The sequence below is a fragment of the Lacinutrix venerupis genome, assembly GCF_003663945.1.
Classification (GTDB): Bacteria; Bacteroidota; Bacteroidia; order Flavobacteriales; family Flavobacteriaceae; genus Lacinutrix; species Lacinutrix venerupis.
Genome location: NZ_RCCH01000004.1, coordinates 13,796 through 29,731, shown reverse-complemented (window position 1 = coordinate 29,731; position 15,936 = coordinate 13,796). Strand labels below are relative to the sequence as shown.

General features: G+C 29.7%; 16 protein-coding genes and 2 tRNA genes. 9 read left to right on the top strand and 9 right to left on the bottom strand.

Annotated features, from left to right (window positions below; all coding sequences use genetic code 11):
* From CLV86_RS06670 to CLV86_RS06655, 4 genes are all read right to left on the bottom strand, one after another.
* A complete protein-coding gene (locus CLV86_RS06670) occupies positions 1 to 1,464 on the bottom strand; it encodes a phytoene desaturase family protein (RefSeq protein ID WP_121051053.1) in 1,464 nt (487 codons plus the stop codon).
* 1 nt (position 1,465) lies between these two features.
* Positions 1,466 to 2,386 carry a MerR family transcriptional regulator gene (locus CLV86_RS06665; RefSeq protein WP_121051051.1) on the bottom strand — a complete coding sequence of 307 codons (921 nt, stop codon included), beginning with the start codon at positions 2,384 to 2,386 and terminating at the stop codon, positions 1,466 to 1,468.
* Between the two features lie 103 nt (positions 2,387 to 2,489).
* Positions 2,490 to 2,574: transfer RNA gene (locus CLV86_RS06660), tRNA-Leu, on the bottom strand.
* 51 nt (positions 2,575 to 2,625) lie between these two features.
* A tRNA-Lys gene (locus tag CLV86_RS06655) sits at positions 2,626 to 2,698 on the bottom strand.
* Between the two features lie 123 nt (positions 2,699 to 2,821).
* Between CLV86_RS06655 and CLV86_RS06650 the strand changes: the two genes are divergently transcribed.
* Positions 2,822 to 3,340: a shikimate kinase gene (locus CLV86_RS06650; RefSeq protein ID WP_121051049.1), complete on the top strand. Its 519-nt coding sequence runs from the start codon at positions 2,822 to 2,824 to the stop codon at positions 3,338 to 3,340.
* On the opposite strand, the gene CLV86_RS06645 is transcribed toward CLV86_RS06650, so the two are convergent.
* Positions 3,332 to 3,835 carry a phosphoribosyltransferase family protein gene (locus CLV86_RS06645; protein WP_076733498.1) on the bottom strand — a complete coding sequence of 168 codons (504 nt, stop codon included), beginning with the start codon at positions 3,833 to 3,835 and terminating at the stop codon, positions 3,332 to 3,334. The two genes, CLV86_RS06650 and CLV86_RS06645, sit on opposite strands and share 9 nt — an antisense overlap.
* Before the next feature lie 25 nt (positions 3,836 to 3,860).
* Positions 3,861 to 4,238 carry an RNA-binding S4 domain-containing protein gene (locus CLV86_RS06640; protein WP_121051047.1) on the bottom strand — a complete coding sequence of 126 codons (378 nt, stop codon included), beginning with the start codon at positions 4,236 to 4,238 and terminating at the stop codon, positions 3,861 to 3,863.
* 79 nt (positions 4,239 to 4,317) lie between these two features.
* Between CLV86_RS06640 and CLV86_RS06635 the strand changes: the two genes are divergently transcribed.
* A complete protein-coding gene (locus CLV86_RS06635; RefSeq protein ID WP_121051045.1) occupies positions 4,318 to 5,430 on the top strand; it encodes an FKBP-type peptidyl-prolyl cis-trans isomerase in 1,113 nt (370 codons plus the stop codon).
* 71 nt (positions 5,431 to 5,501) lie between these two features.
* Here the strand turns inward: CLV86_RS06635 and CLV86_RS06630 are convergent, their stop codons facing one another.
* The 3 genes from CLV86_RS06630 to CLV86_RS06620 form a co-directional block, all read right to left on the bottom strand.
* On the bottom strand, positions 5,502 to 6,140 hold the full coding sequence (locus tag CLV86_RS06630) for an outer membrane beta-barrel protein (RefSeq protein WP_121051043.1): 639 nt from the start codon (positions 6,138 to 6,140) through the stop codon (positions 5,502 to 5,504).
* 149 nt (positions 6,141 to 6,289) lie between these two features.
* Positions 6,290 to 7,243: a transketolase family protein gene (locus CLV86_RS06625; RefSeq protein WP_121051514.1), complete on the bottom strand. Its 954-nt coding sequence runs from the start codon at positions 7,241 to 7,243 to the stop codon at positions 6,290 to 6,292.
* A gap of 22 nt (positions 7,244 to 7,265) precedes the next feature.
* Positions 7,266 to 8,111, bottom strand: a complete 846-nt coding sequence (locus CLV86_RS06620; RefSeq protein ID WP_076733495.1) for a transketolase — start codon at positions 8,109 to 8,111, stop codon at positions 7,266 to 7,268.
* 309 nt (positions 8,112 to 8,420) lie between these two features.
* Between CLV86_RS06620 and tgt the strand changes: the two genes are divergently transcribed.
* From tgt to CLV86_RS06585, 7 genes are all read left to right on the top strand, one after another.
* On the top strand, positions 8,421 to 9,551 hold the full coding sequence (tgt, locus tag CLV86_RS06615; RefSeq protein ID WP_121051041.1) for a tRNA guanosine(34) transglycosylase Tgt: 1,131 nt from the start codon (positions 8,421 to 8,423) through the stop codon (positions 9,549 to 9,551).
* Positions 9,552 to 9,589: 38 nt separating this feature from the next.
* Positions 9,590 to 10,663 carry an LptF/LptG family permease gene (locus CLV86_RS06610; RefSeq protein WP_076733493.1) on the top strand — a complete coding sequence of 358 codons (1,074 nt, stop codon included), beginning with the start codon at positions 9,590 to 9,592 and terminating at the stop codon, positions 10,661 to 10,663.
* Positions 10,650 to 11,564 carry a DMT family transporter gene (locus CLV86_RS06605; RefSeq protein ID WP_121051039.1) on the top strand — a complete coding sequence of 305 codons (915 nt, stop codon included), beginning with the start codon at positions 10,650 to 10,652 and terminating at the stop codon, positions 11,562 to 11,564. Before CLV86_RS06610 ends, CLV86_RS06605 begins: the two co-directional genes overlap by 14 nt.
* A 40-nt stretch (positions 11,565 to 11,604) precedes the next feature.
* The gene (locus tag CLV86_RS06600; RefSeq protein ID WP_076733491.1) at positions 11,605 to 12,558 is read left to right on the top strand and encodes an acetyl-CoA carboxylase carboxyltransferase subunit alpha; all 954 of its coding nucleotides are present in this window, start codon (positions 11,605 to 11,607) and stop codon (positions 12,556 to 12,558) included.
* A 168-nt stretch (positions 12,559 to 12,726) separates the two neighbouring features.
* Complete coding sequence (gene dnaB / locus CLV86_RS06595; protein WP_076733490.1) at positions 12,727 to 14,262, top strand: replicative DNA helicase; 1,536 nt, start codon at positions 12,727 to 12,729, stop codon at positions 14,260 to 14,262.
* Between the two features lie 8 nt (positions 14,263 to 14,270).
* Complete coding sequence (locus CLV86_RS06590; RefSeq protein WP_147427017.1) at positions 14,271 to 14,819, top strand: hypothetical protein; 549 nt, start codon at positions 14,271 to 14,273, stop codon at positions 14,817 to 14,819.
* A 70-nt stretch (positions 14,820 to 14,889) separates the two neighbouring features.
* A complete protein-coding gene (locus CLV86_RS06585) occupies positions 14,890 to 15,918 on the top strand; it encodes an AI-2E family transporter (RefSeq protein ID WP_121051035.1) in 1,029 nt (342 codons plus the stop codon).
* The last annotated feature ends 18 nt before the right edge of the window (positions 15,919 to 15,936 follow it).

Below are 15,936 nucleotides of genomic sequence, written 5' to 3'. Positions count from 1 at the left end.
TTAAACTTGGTGTTTATTAATTAAATCTGCTACTAATTTTCCAGAAATAAGAGCTGGAGGTACTCCTGGTCCAGGTACAGTTAACTGTCCAGTAAAGTACAAATTTTCTACTTTATTACTTTTTAAGTTAGGTCTTAAAAAAGCTGTTTGCATTAATGTATTTGCCATGCCATAGGCATTACCTTTATACGAGTTGTAATCTTTAATAAAATCGTTTACACAAAACGATTCTTTAAAAATTATGGAGTCTTTAACTTCTTGAGAAGTTAAATCTTCAAACCTATCGATAATTTTATTAAAGTATAGTGTTCTTAAAGCTTCTGTATCTTCAATTCCAGGAGCTAAGGGTATTAAAAATATTCCAGCCTCTTTGCCGTCTGGAGCAGAATTTTCATCAGTAATACTAGGGAAACTAGCATAAAATAATGGATTTTCAGGCCATTTGGGAGTATCGTAAATATCTTGTGCATGCGCTTCAAAATCTACGTCGAAAAATAAAGTATGGTGATTTACATTTTTTAATTTCTTATTAAAACCAACATAAAATAATAATGATGAAGGAGCAAAAGTTTTTTTACTCCAATATTTTTCAGAATATTGTCTGTTTTCTTTACTTAATAAAGTTTCGCTGTGGTGATAATCTGCTCCACTTAAAACAATATCTGCATTGTATGTTTTGCCTTTTGAAATAATACCAGTTGCTTTACCTTTATCTACGACTATTTTATCTATTGGGTTTTCAGTTTTAATATCTACACCAAGAGATTTTGCTAATTTTTCCATAGCAAGCACTACTTGGTACATACCTTTTTTAGGATGAAATGTTCCAATACCAAAATCGGCATAATTCATAAAACTATAAAAAGAAGGAGTATTACTTGGTTTTGCTCCAAGAAATAAAACAGGGAATTCAAGAATTTGAGCTAATCTATTATTTTTAAACTCTTTTCTTACATCACGTTTAATTGTACTTAAAAACTGATGTATTTTTTTTATTGTTACAGGTGTTACCAATTCTAAAGGAGATACGCCTGGTCTATAAACTAAATCTTTAATTGCTACTTCATAATTATTTTGAGCATTATCAATAAACTTTTTTAATTTTTTTGAACTGCCTGGTTCTTCCTTTTCAAAAGCTAAATAAATTTTTTCTAAAGTATCTTCAATAGTGATGTAATCATCCTTGTCAAAATAAACACTATAAGCAGGATTTAGTTTTTCTAGCTCATAGTAATCTGAAGGTTTTTTATTAAAATCATTAAAAAAGCGTTCAAAAACATCAGGCATCCAATACCATGTAGGGCCTATATCAAAAGTAAAGCCATCTTTTTTTAATTGTCTAGCGCGACCACCAATAGAACTGTTTTTTTCAAAAATGGTTACTTTGTAACCTTCTTTTGCTAAATAACAAGAAGCAGATAAGGCAGAAAAACCAGAACCAATTATAGCTATACTTTTTTTCATATTAATAGTTTTTGTTTGGAGTTAAAGTTTCTAAAATATCTTTGGTGGATTTAAAAAGTGATATTTTTTCATTTAGTTCACTTGTATCCAAGGTATCAATTTGCCTTCCAGAAATTAATAAATTATTATTAGTTCCTGTTAATACTTTGTTACTTAAAGTTTCTAAATAGTTATTTATATTTTCTGTATCTGGTTTTACTGTAAAATTTGAAATAAATGTAATATCATTATAAAAATCTGTTAGGTACTCTAAACTTTCAATTGGTACACTTTGACCTAAATATATAGATTGAGCGCCAACTCTTGTTAATTCATAATTTATAAATAATAATCCTAATTCATGAATTTCGTTTTCAGGTAAAAATAAAACATAGGTTTGCTTTGAATTTTTATTTTTCTCTATATCAATTTCATTCTCAGTAATTACTAATATTTTATGTTTAATTAACTCCACAATAAAATGCTCATGAGCAGGAGTTATGGTATCAGTTTGCCATAAAAGACCAATGTCGTCTAAAAAGGGAACTATAAATAAGTAAAAAATATCTTTAAACGAATATTGCTTTTCTAAATCGCTATAAGTAGAATAGAAGAGAGATTTATCAAAACTAAACATAGCCATTTTAAAAGCATTTAAAACAGAGTTATTTTGATTTTTGTTTTTAGATATTTCATTAACAAGTAAAGGTATCTCTTTCTCGCTTAGTTTGGCAATTTTAGAAATTTTATACCCATTCCTATTTAAATAACTAATGTTTAAAATTTTCTGTAAACTTTTTAAACTATAGTTTCTAATATTAGTATCTGTTCTATTAGGTTGAAAAAGAGAGTAGCGTTTTTCCCAAATTCTTATAGTATGTGCCTTGATGCCCGATAGGCTTTCAAGATCTTTAATACTAAACTTTGTTTTAATATTGTTCATAGTATTGCTAAAATAGTTAAACAAAATAATTTAACAACTATTTTTAACAGAGTTTTTTATAATAAAACTAAGAAAAGTAAAATTTTTTAGAGAAATAGTTAAGTGCGCACGAGAAGATTCGAACTTCCACGATTTCAGTAATCACTGGCCCCTCAAGCCAGCGCGTCTACCAGTTCCGCCACGTGCGCATTTAAAATATGGGATAAAAAAAAAGTTAAGCAAAGCTTAACTTTTTTTAGTGACCGGGCTGGGGCTCGAACCCAGGACCCTCTCCTTAAAAGGGAGATGCTCTACCAACTGAGCTACCAGGTCATTTGCGTTTCCGGGTGCAAATATAGAACCTTTTATTAGTAATACAAGCGTATTTTTAATTTTTTTTTGTTTTTTTGTGAAGATGTTTTGTACATGTTTAATAATCAAATAATAAGCCCTTAAATGAATATTGTATTAATTGGATATATGGCTTCTGGAAAGTCAAAAATTGGAAAAGAATTAGGAAAAATACTGTCTTATGACTTTAAAGATTTGGATAATGTTATAGAAAATGGAGAAAATAAAACTGTAAGAGAAATTTTTGAAGACTTTGGCGAATTATATTTTAGAAAAAAAGAGAAGGAATATTTAGAGGCACTTTTAAAACAATCGTCTAATACAATTATAGCTCTTGGAGGAGGAACACCTTGTTATTATAATACAATGGATACTTTAATAGAGGATAAAAGTTTAAAAACTGTATATTTAAATGTAACTATTCCTGTATTAGTTAATAGGTTAAATAACGAAACATCTAAAAGACCCTTAATAGCTCATATTAAAACAGACGCTCTTTTAACAGAGTTTATAGGTAAACACTTATTTGAAAGAGTTCCTTTCTATAATAAAGCCGAATTTAAAATTGATGCAAATGGAGATGTAGATGGTATTGTGGAAAATATTCTACTTCGTTTATTTTAAATTTACTTCAAATTTATCTCCTTTTAATATAACTTCTACATGCTCATTTAAAGATGTTGATAGAGAGATACCTTTAAAATCTGCTTTTACAGGATATTTTTTGTGATTTCTATTAACAAGCACAGCCGTTTTAAATTTCTTTAAAGGCACATCTAAAAAGTGTTTAACACCATAAATTAATGTTGTGCCAGAATTTAGAACATCATCAATAAGTATAATAGACTTATTTTCATAATCTTCCTTTTTAATAGAGGTTGTTATAGTTTGTAAAGGATTTTTTTTGTCAATAATTACCTTACATAATATTGTATTTAGAGGTGAAATTTTATTTAAAACTACCTTTATTTTTTTTGCCAAAATATACCCATTAGTATCTATTCCTGCTAAAATAACTTCAGTTTCATTACTATTAGCTTCATAAATTTGATAAGCTATTCTTCTTATTTTATGTGTTATCTCGTCGTGAGAAAGGATACAATTTTTTAAACTAGTCATAATTTATACTTTATTAATAAAGTGGCTATTCTTCTTCATTTTCTCTGTAAACATTATCTATATCTCGCCTATCTTTTTTTGTTGGTCTTCCAGTACCTTTTTTTCTATAATAATCTTTAGCAAATTTAAGTAATTCTTGAGATTCAAAAGCAGATTTTGGTGTTGTATCGACTCTGTAAATATCAACTAATTTAGCTCCAACACGATTTGGTGGAATATCTAAAACTGTAAGTGTGTAGTTAATTTGGTTTTTTCGTAATTCTATTTTATCAGTAGCATATACTTCTCTACTTGGTTTAACAACTTGATTGTTAACCTTTATATGGCCTTTTTTACATGCTGTTGTTGCAATGTTTCGGGTCTTAAAATATCTTACACACCACAAATACTTGTCTATTCGCATATAATTTTACTTAATTCTACGTTAATGATATTGTACAAAATTATTATATAGTTTATCTTGCACCCAAAAATAAGCAAAAATGAAATTAAGAAAATTTTTATTCCCAATTTTATCTCTATTACTTGTTACTTTTTCTTGTAACGATGATGATACAGAAGAATTTGTTATTGTTGAATTAAGAGATAGTCAAGAGGTTTATGAAGAGAACTTAATTGAAATTCAAACGTATTTAGAAACGCATTATTTTAACTACGAAGATTTTGATTTTACAGATAGTACAAATCCTGCAAATAACAATTTTACTGTAGTATTAGATACTATTTCTGCAGATAATGGTACACAAGATAAAACTCCAATTATAGATTATTTAAATCAAGCAGATGGTATTTATCCAAGATTAGATATTAAGGTTGTAGAGCAAGACGATATAGATTATAATTTATATATTTTAAAAGTAAGAGAAGGTGAAGGAGATAGCATTAGTCCTTTAGATGCAGCTGCAATGGCATATAAAGGAACAATACCAGACGGAACAGTTTTCGATAGTCAAATAGGTATTGAAGCTGGTCAGCCATTTAATTTAACACCAGTAGGAGATGCAGCAGGAGTTGTTACAGGATTTAAAGAAGGTATAGTTGAATTTAAAACTTCAACGAATTTTACAGAAAATACAGATGGAACGATAACTTACATCAATCATGGTATTGGAGTAATATTTATGCCATCTGGTTTAGGATATTTTGCTTCACCATCTACATCAACAATACCTCAGTATTCACCTTTATTTTTTAATTTAAAAGTTATTTCTAGAAGTAATACAGATTGGGATTTAGATGGAATACCTTCTCATTTAGAGCACCCAGATGGAGATTTTACAGAAGCTGATGATGATACAGATGGAGATTTATTAGTTAATTTTATCGATAACGATGATGATGGAGATGGTGTATTAACTGTAAATGAAGTAATAAAATTAGAATACGATAATGATGGTACAGATCAATTTATGAGTAAAGCAGAAGCAAAAGCTTATTTTGATGCAAATGCGGCAGATGATGAATTTTTTATTTATATCGAAGGTGAGTTAGACGGTACATTTACCTTACACACACTTATAATTCCAGATGACAATAATGATGGTATACCTAATTATTTAGACAGTTCTGTAACTACAAATTTAGAAGAAGAGTAATTACATAATATATATTAAAAAGCCCAATTTGAAATTCAAATTAGGCTTTTTTTATTTCTTAAATAGAAGTATTATAGTTTTACAGAAAGACTTAATATTAATTGATTTTGTCTGGTGTCTAATCTATCTACACTAACAGTAGAGTTATTTAAAATTATATTAGCCTCGTTGTCCGAGAAGCCACGCTCATAACGTAAATCTATTCCAAAGGAATCAAAATTTAATCCAATTCCAAAATTAAGACCCACAGTAAAATCGTTTTCTAAATTGCTAATTCTTGCGTTTTCAAAATCAGAATTTAAAATATATTGAAAAGCAGGACCTGCAAAAACACTAACAGGACCTAAAACTTCTATACCTACTAAAACAGGAGCATCGATACGTTTTAAATTAAAATCACCAACAATATATTCGCTAGTGGTTTTAGTATACATTATTTCTGGTTTTATATATAATTTGTCTCCAATTTTACCAAAAACACCAATATGATATCCTATTGTTGCTGTAGGATCGTCTGAAGTATTACTAATAGAATTAAAGTAATCACCATTGGCATTGTAGTTTAAACCTGCTTTAACTCCAAATCCAGTTCCATTTTGTGCTACTGTAGTTAAAGTAAAAATGATAATAAAAAATAAAGAAAAACCTATTGGTTTGCTAAAACTACTTTTTTTGTTGAAGTGATTTTGATTTTTTTTTAAATGTCTCATAATTGTTTGTTTTTTAATGTGAATGAATATTTAAAACGAAAACTCTACTAATATATTTCCTTAAACTTATAAAAATGAAATATTAAGATATAAAAAAAGCTGAAAAACAATTTCATTTTTCAGCTTTAAAACATTCTTTTGTAAGAATTTTATTTTCTTTTTATAACGTTTTCACACGCTTTAACAATAGCATTAGCATTTAAACCGTATTTTTCCATTAATTGAGCTGGTGTTCCAGACTCACCAAAAGTATCGTTTGTAGCTACAAATTCTTGAGGAGTTGGTTTATGTTGAGATAAAACTCTAGCAATACTCTCTCCAAGTCCACCTAAGTGGTTGTGCTCTTCTGCAGTAACAATACATTTTGTTTTACTAACAGAGTCTATAATTGCTTTAGCATCTAAAGGTTTAATAGTGTGTATATTTATAACTTCTGCAGAAATTCCATTTTCGTTTAAAGTTTTAGCAGCTTCAAGCGCTTCCCAAACTAAATGTCCAGTGGCAGCAATAGTTACATCTGTTCCGTCTTGTAGGTGTAAAGCTTTTCCTATTTCAAATTTTTGATTTTCTGGAGTAAAGTTTGCAACTTTTGGTCTACCAAAACGTAAGTAAACAGGTCCTTCATGTTCTGCAATAGCCATAGTAGCAGCTTTTGTTTGGTTATAATCGCAAGGATTAATAACAGTCATGCCAGGTAACATTTTCATTAAACCAATATCTTCAAGTATTTGGTGTGTTGCACCATCTTCACCTAAAGTTAAACCAGCGTGCGATGCACAAATTTTTACATTTTTATTAGAATAAGCAATACTTTGTCTAATTTGATCGTATACACGACCTGTAGAAAAGTTTGCAAATGTTCCAGTAAAAGGAATTTTACCACCAATAGTTAAACCAGCAGCAACACCCATCATATTAGCTTCAGCAATTCCTATTTGGAAAAAACGTTCTGGATTTTCTTCTATAAATTGGTCCATTTTTAAGGACCCAATTAAATCTGCACAAAGTGCAACAACATTTGGGTTTGTACGTCCTAATTCTGTTAATCCTGCTCCAAATCCTGAGCGTGTATCTTTATTTCCTTGATTTTCGTAAGTTTTCATTTTTGTCTCTTGTTTTGAAGGATTAATAGTCACCTAAAGTTTCTGGGTTTTGTAATAAGCCTTCGGCTAATTGTTCGTCATTAGGAGCTTTACCATGCCATGCATGAGTATGCATCATAAAATCTACACCGTTACCCATAACTGTTTTTAATAATACACAAACAGGTTTTCCTTTACCTGTTAAAGCTTTAGCTTCAGCCATTCCTTTTAAAATAGCTTCTATATTATTTCCTTCTTCAATTTCTACAACAGTCCAGCCAAAAGCTTCAAACTTACCTTTTACACTTCCTAATGGTAAAACAGTATCTGTAGAACCATCAATTTGTTGTCCGTTTAAATCTATTGTAGAAATAATGTTGTCTACATTATTTCCAGCTGCATACATTATAGCTTCCCAGTTTTGTCCTTCTTGCAATTCGCCATCACCATGTAAACTGTAAATTAAGTGATTATCACCATTTAATTTTTTTGCTTGTGCAGCACCAAGAGCAACACTCATGCCTTGTCCTAAAGATCCAGAAGCAATACGTATTCCAGGTAAACCTTCATGAGTTGTTGGGTGACCTTGTAAACGAGAGTTAATTAATCTAAAAGTATTTAACTCATCTACTGGAAAATATCCAGCTCTGGCTAAAACACTGTAATAAACAGGAGAAATATGACCATTCGATAGGAAAAATAAGTCTTCACCTATGCCATCCATATCAAAACCATCGTTTCTGTCCATAATCTCGTTGTAAAGCGCAACAAAAAATTCTGCGCAGCCTAAAGATCCACCAGGATGCCCTGAATTTACTTTGTGAACCATTCGTAAAATATCTCTACGAACTTGGGTTGTAATGTCTTCTAGTAGTTGTGTGTTTGCCATTATTTTTAGCTTGATTTATAAAGCATCAAAAGTAACTTTTTTAAAGAAGTAAAACAAAGATTGATTAAAGGCACTTATTAACGAATTAGTATAATTTGCTAACAATTTTATTTTTTTGGCGTTACCACAAGGGTCGGGCTATACGTTACAAGTCCTCGTACCTCCTACGTCGGGCTGTGGGCTTTACACTACTATCCCTAACGCAGCTAATATTTTAGGTGTAATAACTAATTTTTTTAATTTTATTAAATGTTTAAGAAGCATTGTAATTTTGTTATTTATCTTTACCAACTGAATTTATAAGTAATAATGACATTCGATTTAAAAGCAAAAGATGCGCAAAGTAGTGCCAGAGCAGGAGTAATAACAACAGATCATGGTGTTATAGAAACACCAATTTTTATGCCTGTTGGTACCGTAGCATCTGTAAAAGGAGTACACCAAAGAGAACTTAAAAACGATATTAACCCAGATATTATTCTAGGAAACACTTATCATTTATATTTAAGACCACAAATAGAAACTCTAGAAAAAGCGGGAGGTTTACATAAGTTTATGAACTGGGATAGAAACATTTTAACAGATTCTGGTGGTTATCAAGTATATTCGTTATCGTCAAGACGAAAAATAAAAGAAGAAGGTGTTAAATTTAAATCACATATAGATGGTAGTTACCATACATTTACTCCAGAAAATGTTATGGAAATTCAACGTTCTATAGGTGCAGATATTATTATGGCTTTCGATGAGTGTACACCTTATCCTTGCGATTATAATTATGCTAAACGTTCTATGAAAATGACACATAGATGGTTAGACCGTTGTATTAATCATCTTGAAAAAGTGCCATTTAAATACGATTATTCTCAAGCATTTTTTCCTATAGTTCAAGGTAGTACTTATAAAGATTTACGTATGCAATCTGCAGAATATATAGCAAATGCAGGAGCAGTAGGTAACGCTATTGGAGGATTATCTGTAGGGGAACCAGCAGAAGAAATGTATGCAATGACAGAAGTTGTTACAGATATACTTCCAGAAGATAAGCCACGTTATTTAATGGGCGTTGGTACACCTATTAATATATTAGAAAACATAGCTTTAGGCGTAGATATGTTTGATTGTGTTATGCCAACACGTAATGCTAGAAATGGTATGTTATTTACAGCACACGGTTCTATAAATATTAAAAATTTAAAGTGGAAAGATGATTTTTCTCCTTTAGACGATATGGGCATTACATGGGTAGATACAGATTACTCTAAAGCTTACGTTAGGCATTTATTTAGTGTAAACGAAAGATTAGCAGCCCAAATTGCTACAATACATAATTTAGGTTTTTACATGTGGTTGGTTCGTGAAGCTAGAAAGCATATTTTAGCAGGAGATTTTAGAACCTGGAAAGATATGATGGTTAAACAAATGGATAAAAGACTATAACAATATTATAGCTCTCTGTTTAGAGGGTTTAAAAGAGGATGAAAATACTTGATTGGTACATATTAAAGCGTTATTTGCTTACTTTTTTAATGATGATTTTACTGTTTATCCCTATTGGTATAACGGTACACTTAGCAGAAAAAATAGGTAAGATTTTAGAGCGCGAGGCACCTTTTGGTGAAGTAATGGTGTATTTATTAGACTTTACTATATATTTTGCTCACTTACTGTTTCCGTTATTTTTATTTCTTTCTGTAATTTGGTTTACTTCTAAACTGGCAAATAATACAGAAATTGTTGCTTTTTTAAGTTCTGGAGTATCATTTTCAAGATTTTTAAGACCTTATTTAATAGGAGCAACTATTGTTGGATTAATTTCTATAGCTTTAGGTTTATACCTTGCTCCAAACGCAAGTAAAGGATTTAACGACTTTCAATATAAATATTTAAAAAGTAAAAAAAATTCTCAAAGCCAGAAGCTGTTTAAGCAAATTAATGATAATGAAATTATTTATGTTAGTAGCTTTGACGCTAATAGAAACCAAGCTTTAAACTTTACTTTAGAACATTTTGAAAACGATAAATTAGCCTATAAAATAAGTGCTAATAGTATTAGATATATAGAAGAAGATTCTATTTATAGATTACGTAATTATTTTAAAAGAACAGTAAATAATAGAGAAGATATACTTGAAACCGAAAGGAAAAAAGATACTGTTTTTGGGTTCGATTTAGAAGATTTAGTCCCAGACGAGTATATTGCAGAAACTTTAAATTATGTTGCTTTAAAACGATTTATCTCTAGAGAAGAAAAAAGAGGGTCATCTAATATTGGAAGATATAAATTAGAGTTATATAGAAAATGGAGCTTACCAGTATCTGTATTTATATTAACAATAATTGCTGTTGCAGTATCCTCAATAAAACGTAGAGGAGGCATGGGTGTAAATCTAGCTTTTGGTATTACTATAGCAATGATATTTGTGTTTTTTGACAAAGTATTTGGTACTATGGCAGCACAATCAGATTTTTCGCCTTTAATAGCAGTTTGGTTTCCTAATGCCATTTTTGGTGTTTTAGCAATAATACTTTTATATAATGCTAAACGATAAGGTAAAAAATTATTTGCATCTTCATTTTTTGGTTTTTATTGCTGGATTTACAGCCATTTTAGGAAAACTAATAAGTCTAGAAGCAGTTTCTTTAGTTTGGTACCGTATGGTTATAGCAGCAATAATCATGTTTTTATACATTAAAATTGCTAAAATAGATATATCTATAAATAAACAAACTCTAGCTAAATTTTCTATAGCAGGAGTTATTATAGCATTGCACTGGATAACTTTTTTTGCAGCTATAGATGTGTCTAACGTTTCAATAGCATTAGCTATGTTTTCTACAGGAGCGTTTTTTGCTTCGTTTATAGAACCAATTATTTATAAACGAAAAATTATTTGGTACGAAATTGTTTTTGGAATAATAGTTATTTTGGGAATTTTAATTATTTTAAAAACTGAAATGAAGCATATTTCTGGTATTATATTAGGTGTTTTATCAGCGTTTTTTTCTTCACTATTTGCAGTTTTAAATGGAAAATTTCTTGAAAAAGATTCCGCAACAAAAATTTCGTTTTACGAGTTTATTGCTGGAGTTGTTTTTATTTCAATTTTTATAATAATATTTGGGCAAGGTTTTTCATCACAATACTTTGCATTAAGCACGCAAGATGTTATTTATTTACTAATTTTAGCCTCTATTTGTACAGCTTATGCATTTATAGCTTCTGTATATGTAATGAAGCAAATTAGCCCATATACAGTGGTGCTTACGTACAATTTAGAACCTATATATGGTATTGTTTTAGCACTTATTATATTTCCCGAAACAGAAATAATGTCGTCTTCATTTTATTATGGAGCAATCATTATTTTAACCACTGTTTTATTAAACGGAATAATAAAAAACATAAAAGCCTTTAAAAATAAGAATACGCAAAACCAAAAATTTGTGTAGTTTTGTAAACTAACTTAGAAATTTTTTAATACAATTCTCAATGGAATATTTAGAATTTGAATTACCAATAAAAGAACTAGAAGATCAATTAGACAAATGTCAAGTAATTGGTGAAGAAAGCGATGTAGATGTTACAGAAACTTGTAAACAAATCGAAAAAAAGCTTGTAGCTACTAAAAAAGAAATATATAAAAACTTAACACCATGGCAGCGTGTACAAATGTCGCGTCACCCAAATAGACCATATACTTTAGATTATATTAAAGCATTATGTGGAGATTCGTTTTTAGAGTTACATGGTGATCGTAGTTTTAAAGATGATAAAGCTATGATTGGTGGTTTAGGTAAAATTGGAGACCAAAGTTATATGATTATTGGTCAACAAAAAGGATATAATACCAAAACAAGACAATATCGAAACTTTGGTATGGCAAATCCAGAAGGTTACCGTAAAGCATTACGTTTAATGAAATCTGCCGAGAAATTTGGGATACCAGTAATTACATTATTAGATACTCCTGGAGCATATCCTGGTTTAGAAGCAGAAGAGCGTGGTCAAGGCGAAGCTATTGCAAGAAACATTCTTGAAATGACACGTTTAAAAGTACCAATTATAACAATTGTTATTGGTGAAGGAGCATCAGGTGGTGCATTAGGTATTGGAGTAGGAGATAAAGTATTAATGTTAGAAAATACTTGGTACTCTGTAATTTCACCAGAATCTTGTTCTTCTATTTTATGGAGAAGCTGGGAGTTTAAAGAACAAGCTGCCGATGCATTAAAATTGACTGCAACAGACATGAAAAAAATGAAAATTGTAGACGAAATTATAAAAGAACCATTAGGAGGAGCACATAGTGATAGAGATAAAACTTTTTCAGCTGTAAAAGCAGCAATTGAAAAATCTTACGAAGAGTTTAAAAACTTATCACCAAAAGATTTAGTTGCAAAACGAATGGATAAATATTCTCAAATGGGAGTGTTTAAAGGCTAGCAACAATAAATACAATAAATAAAAAAATCTGAAAGTTGCGCTTTCAGATTTTTTTATGCTTATTAACAATATAATTGACTTATTAACAGTTCAATTGTTGATGAAGTGTGAAGATTGAGTAAGCTCAAAACACTCATACTCTTAACAATTGTTTTACTTTCGCTTAACATGAAGCAACCACAAAACATATCTGGATATAAAGTAGATAAAAGCACCATTATCTCCCTTGAAAAAGGAAAAATACCGCCACAAGCTATTGATTTAGAAGAGGTTGTACTTGGTGCAATGATGATTGATAAAAAAGGTGTCGATGAAGTAATTGATATTTTAAGCCCAGATGCTTTTTATAAAGAAGCGCATCAACATATTTTTGAAGCCATTTTTATGCTGTTTCAAGAAAGTCAACCTATCGACTTATTAACCGTTTCTACGCAATTAAAAACAAATGCGAAGTTAGACTTAATTGGAGGTGATTTTTACCTTATTTCTTTAACCCAAAAAGTATCATCTTCTGCCCATATAGAATTTCATGCACGTATTATATTACAAAAATATATTCAGCGTAGTTTAATTAAAATTTCAAGTGAAATTATTGAAACAGCTTACGATGAGACACAGGATGTTTTCGATTTACTTGATACTGCAGAATCTAAACTTTATGAAGTAACTCAAGGAAACATTAAAAAATCTAGTGAAACAGCACAAGACTTAGTAATACAAGCCAAAAAGAAAATTGAAGAAATTTCTAAAAAAGATGGGATGAGTGGTATTCCATCTGGATTCGATAAATTAGATAAATTAACATCTGGATGGCAACCTAGTGATTTAATTATTGTTGCCGCTCGTCCTGGTATGGGTAAAACAGCATTTACACTTACTATGGCTAGAAATATGGCTGTAAACTCTAATGTTCCTGTAGCTTTTTTCTCTTTAGAGATGGCTTCTGTACAATTAATTACACGTTTAATTTCTAGTGAAACTGGTTTATCTTCCGAAAAACTTAGAACAGGAAAATTAGAAAAACACGAATGGGAACAACTTAACGTTAAAGTTAAAGCATTAGAAAAAGCACCTTTATTTATTGATGATACGCCATCGCTTTCTATTTTCGATTTACGTGCAAAAGCAAGACGTTTAGCCTCTCAGCATGGTATAAAAATGATCATGATTGATTATTTACAGCTTATGACAGCTGCAGGTAATGGAGGTAATCGTGAACAAGAAATATCTACTATTTCAAGGAACTTAAAAGCATTAGCCAAAGAATTAGAAGTGCCGGTAATTGCACTTTCTCAATTATCTCGTGCGGTAGAAACTCGTGGAGGAAGCAAAAGACCTTTACTATCAGATTTACGTGAATCTGGAGCCATTGAGCAAGATGCCGATATTGTATCGTTTATTTATAGACCAGAATATTATAAAATTGACGAATGGGATGATGACGAACAATCTCCAACAGCAGGTCAAGGAGAATTTATTGTCGCAAAACATAGAAATGGTGGTCTAGAAAATATTCGATTAAAGTTTATTGGTAGCTTAGGTAAATTTGATAATCTTGATGATTTTGATACACCTTTTACCTCTGGACAAGAATTTCATAGTAAAATGAATGAAGCAGCAAACGATAATACGTTTAATTCTGGTAATTTTACAGCCTCACCAGAAGATGCTTTTGGCGCACCAGATGATGAAGTACCATTTTAATTTTTTAAATGAATAAACTTCTTTTTTATTTATGCTTATGCATGATTTTATCTTGCTCATCTATTAAAGAAAATACTTTAGTATCTACTACTAAAGAAGAATCTAAATACAAATATTCTCAGACTGGTATTATAGAAAATGTAGACTCTTTATATTCAATATTAAAAGAAAATACTAAAGAAAATATAGAGACCAATAAGCCGTTAGTAATTATTTATCACTTAGGCGAAAACCATTGTAACTCCTATAAAGATAGTTATGATAGAAGAAATAAAAGGAGATTATGGATTAAGCAACTGCACAGTAAATTAAATAAAATAGCAGAGGTTAAGCCAGTTTATATTTATAAAGATACTATTGGAATTAATAAATTTAAAGGAATTGTAAATTATTATAAAGATCCAGACAGTACAATTGAGTATTCATTTTTTAAAGAGCAAAACTATTGTTCTAATTTTGTGGTTGTATCTCCAAATGGCAACTTTATAAGTAATTATGGTGAATACCCTAAAGAAGCAGTTTGGGAAGCAGCTAAATTAATTTTAAATAAAGATTAAATACTCTGTTAAAATTTCATAATAAAAGTCTTCATTAAATTATCTTTACATAAAAATAAGTGTAATCCTAATGGATAAAATACGTACAACAAATTATTTACTTTTAATTATAGTAATACCTATAATATTTTATTTACTTAAAATACTATCTTTTATATTTATACCTCTTATCTTTTCAATGTTTATAGCATTATTGTTTTTGCCACTAATGCGTTTTTTAAAGCGAAGAGGAATACATAAAATTATAAGTATTTGTATTGTTTTATTAATAATTACACTTGGCGTTAAATTAGGAATAGAATTAGTAAAATTATCAAGTAAACAAATAATAGAAAGTGATTCATCATTTTTTTTAAAAGCCGAAACAAAAATAAATGATCTAGTTTACGAAGTAGAATCTGTTTTTGGTGCCAATGCAGTTAAAGAAGACAACGCAAAATTATCGAGATTTTTAAATAAAGAAACTGTTTTTAAAAATTTCGGGAATACTTTAAGTGTAGTGAGCAAGTTTTTAACAGCACTATTAATGACTGTTTTTTTCGTTGTTCTTTGGTTAGCAGAATCTATAAATATTGAAAATCTTTTAAATAAAACTATTTTAAGAAAAAGACATCAGTCTATTAAAACATTTATTAAAATAGAAAACGATTTAATAAAGTTTATTAAAGTAAAAGTATTAGTTAGCTTTCTAACAGGTGTATTTACAGGTTTAGCATGTTATTTTTTCGATGTTAGTTTTCCAATTTTTTGGGGATTATTTGCATTCTTAATCAATTTTGTGCAAATGGTAGGTTCTTTTGTAACCGTAATTTTATTGTCAATTTTTGCATTTGTAGAATTAGAAGCATCAAGTACATTACTATTCTTTATAATAGCCATTGCGGGAACACAAGTACTCTATGGTAGTATTTTAGAACCAATATTTATGGGAAAATCCTTTTCTATAAACGTTATTACAGTACTTGTTGCATTAATGTTTTGGGGATTTATATGGGGAGTACCAGGTTTAATTATGGCAATTCCTATTACTGTATTTCTAAAAATTATTTTTGAGCAATTTCCTAGTACAAGAGGTATTGCAAAGCTTATTTCTGCTTAAATTACACTTGTTAAAGTA

What these genes read in the sequence shown, in the direction of transcription:
- CLV86_RS06670 (WP_121051053.1), bottom strand. Translation starts at nt 1,464, where the DNA reads ATGAAAAAAAGTATAGCTATAATTGGTTCTGGTTTTTCTGCCTTATCT.
- CLV86_RS06665 (WP_121051051.1), bottom strand. Translation starts at nt 2,386, where the DNA reads ATGAACAATATTAAAACAAAGTTTAGTATTAAAGATCTTGAAAGCCTA.
- CLV86_RS06650 (WP_121051049.1), top strand. Translation starts at nt 2,822, where the DNA reads ATGAATATTGTATTAATTGGATATATGGCTTCTGGAAAGTCAAAAATT.
- CLV86_RS06645 (WP_076733498.1), bottom strand. Translation starts at nt 3,835, where the DNA reads ATGACTAGTTTAAAAAATTGTATCCTTTCTCACGACGAGATAACACAT.
- CLV86_RS06640 (WP_121051047.1), bottom strand. Translation starts at nt 4,238, where the DNA reads ATGCGAATAGACAAGTATTTGTGGTGTGTAAGATATTTTAAGACCCGA.
- CLV86_RS06635 (WP_121051045.1), top strand. Translation starts at nt 4,318, where the DNA reads ATGAAATTAAGAAAATTTTTATTCCCAATTTTATCTCTATTACTTGTT.
- CLV86_RS06630 (WP_121051043.1), bottom strand. Translation starts at nt 6,140, where the DNA reads ATGAGACATTTAAAAAAAAATCAAAATCACTTCAACAAAAAAAGTAGT.
- CLV86_RS06625 (WP_121051514.1), bottom strand. Translation starts at nt 7,243, where the DNA reads ATGAAAACTTACGAAAATCAAGGAAATAAAGATACACGCTCAGGATTT.
- CLV86_RS06620 (WP_076733495.1), bottom strand. Translation starts at nt 8,111, where the DNA reads ATGGCAAACACACAACTACTAGAAGACATTACAACCCAAGTTCGTAGA.
- tgt (WP_121051041.1), top strand. Translation starts at nt 8,421, where the DNA reads ATGACATTCGATTTAAAAGCAAAAGATGCGCAAAGTAGTGCCAGAGCA.
- CLV86_RS06610 (WP_076733493.1), top strand. Translation starts at nt 9,590, where the DNA reads ATGAAAATACTTGATTGGTACATATTAAAGCGTTATTTGCTTACTTTT.
- CLV86_RS06605 (WP_121051039.1), top strand. Translation starts at nt 10,650, where the DNA reads ATGCTAAACGATAAGGTAAAAAATTATTTGCATCTTCATTTTTTGGTT.
- CLV86_RS06600 (WP_076733491.1), top strand. Translation starts at nt 11,605, where the DNA reads ATGGAATATTTAGAATTTGAATTACCAATAAAAGAACTAGAAGATCAA.
- dnaB (WP_076733490.1), top strand. Translation starts at nt 12,727, where the DNA reads ATGAAGCAACCACAAAACATATCTGGATATAAAGTAGATAAAAGCACC.
- CLV86_RS06590 (WP_147427017.1), top strand. Translation starts at nt 14,271, where the DNA reads ATGAATAAACTTCTTTTTTATTTATGCTTATGCATGATTTTATCTTGC.
- CLV86_RS06585 (WP_121051035.1), top strand. Translation starts at nt 14,890, where the DNA reads ATGGATAAAATACGTACAACAAATTATTTACTTTTAATTATAGTAATA.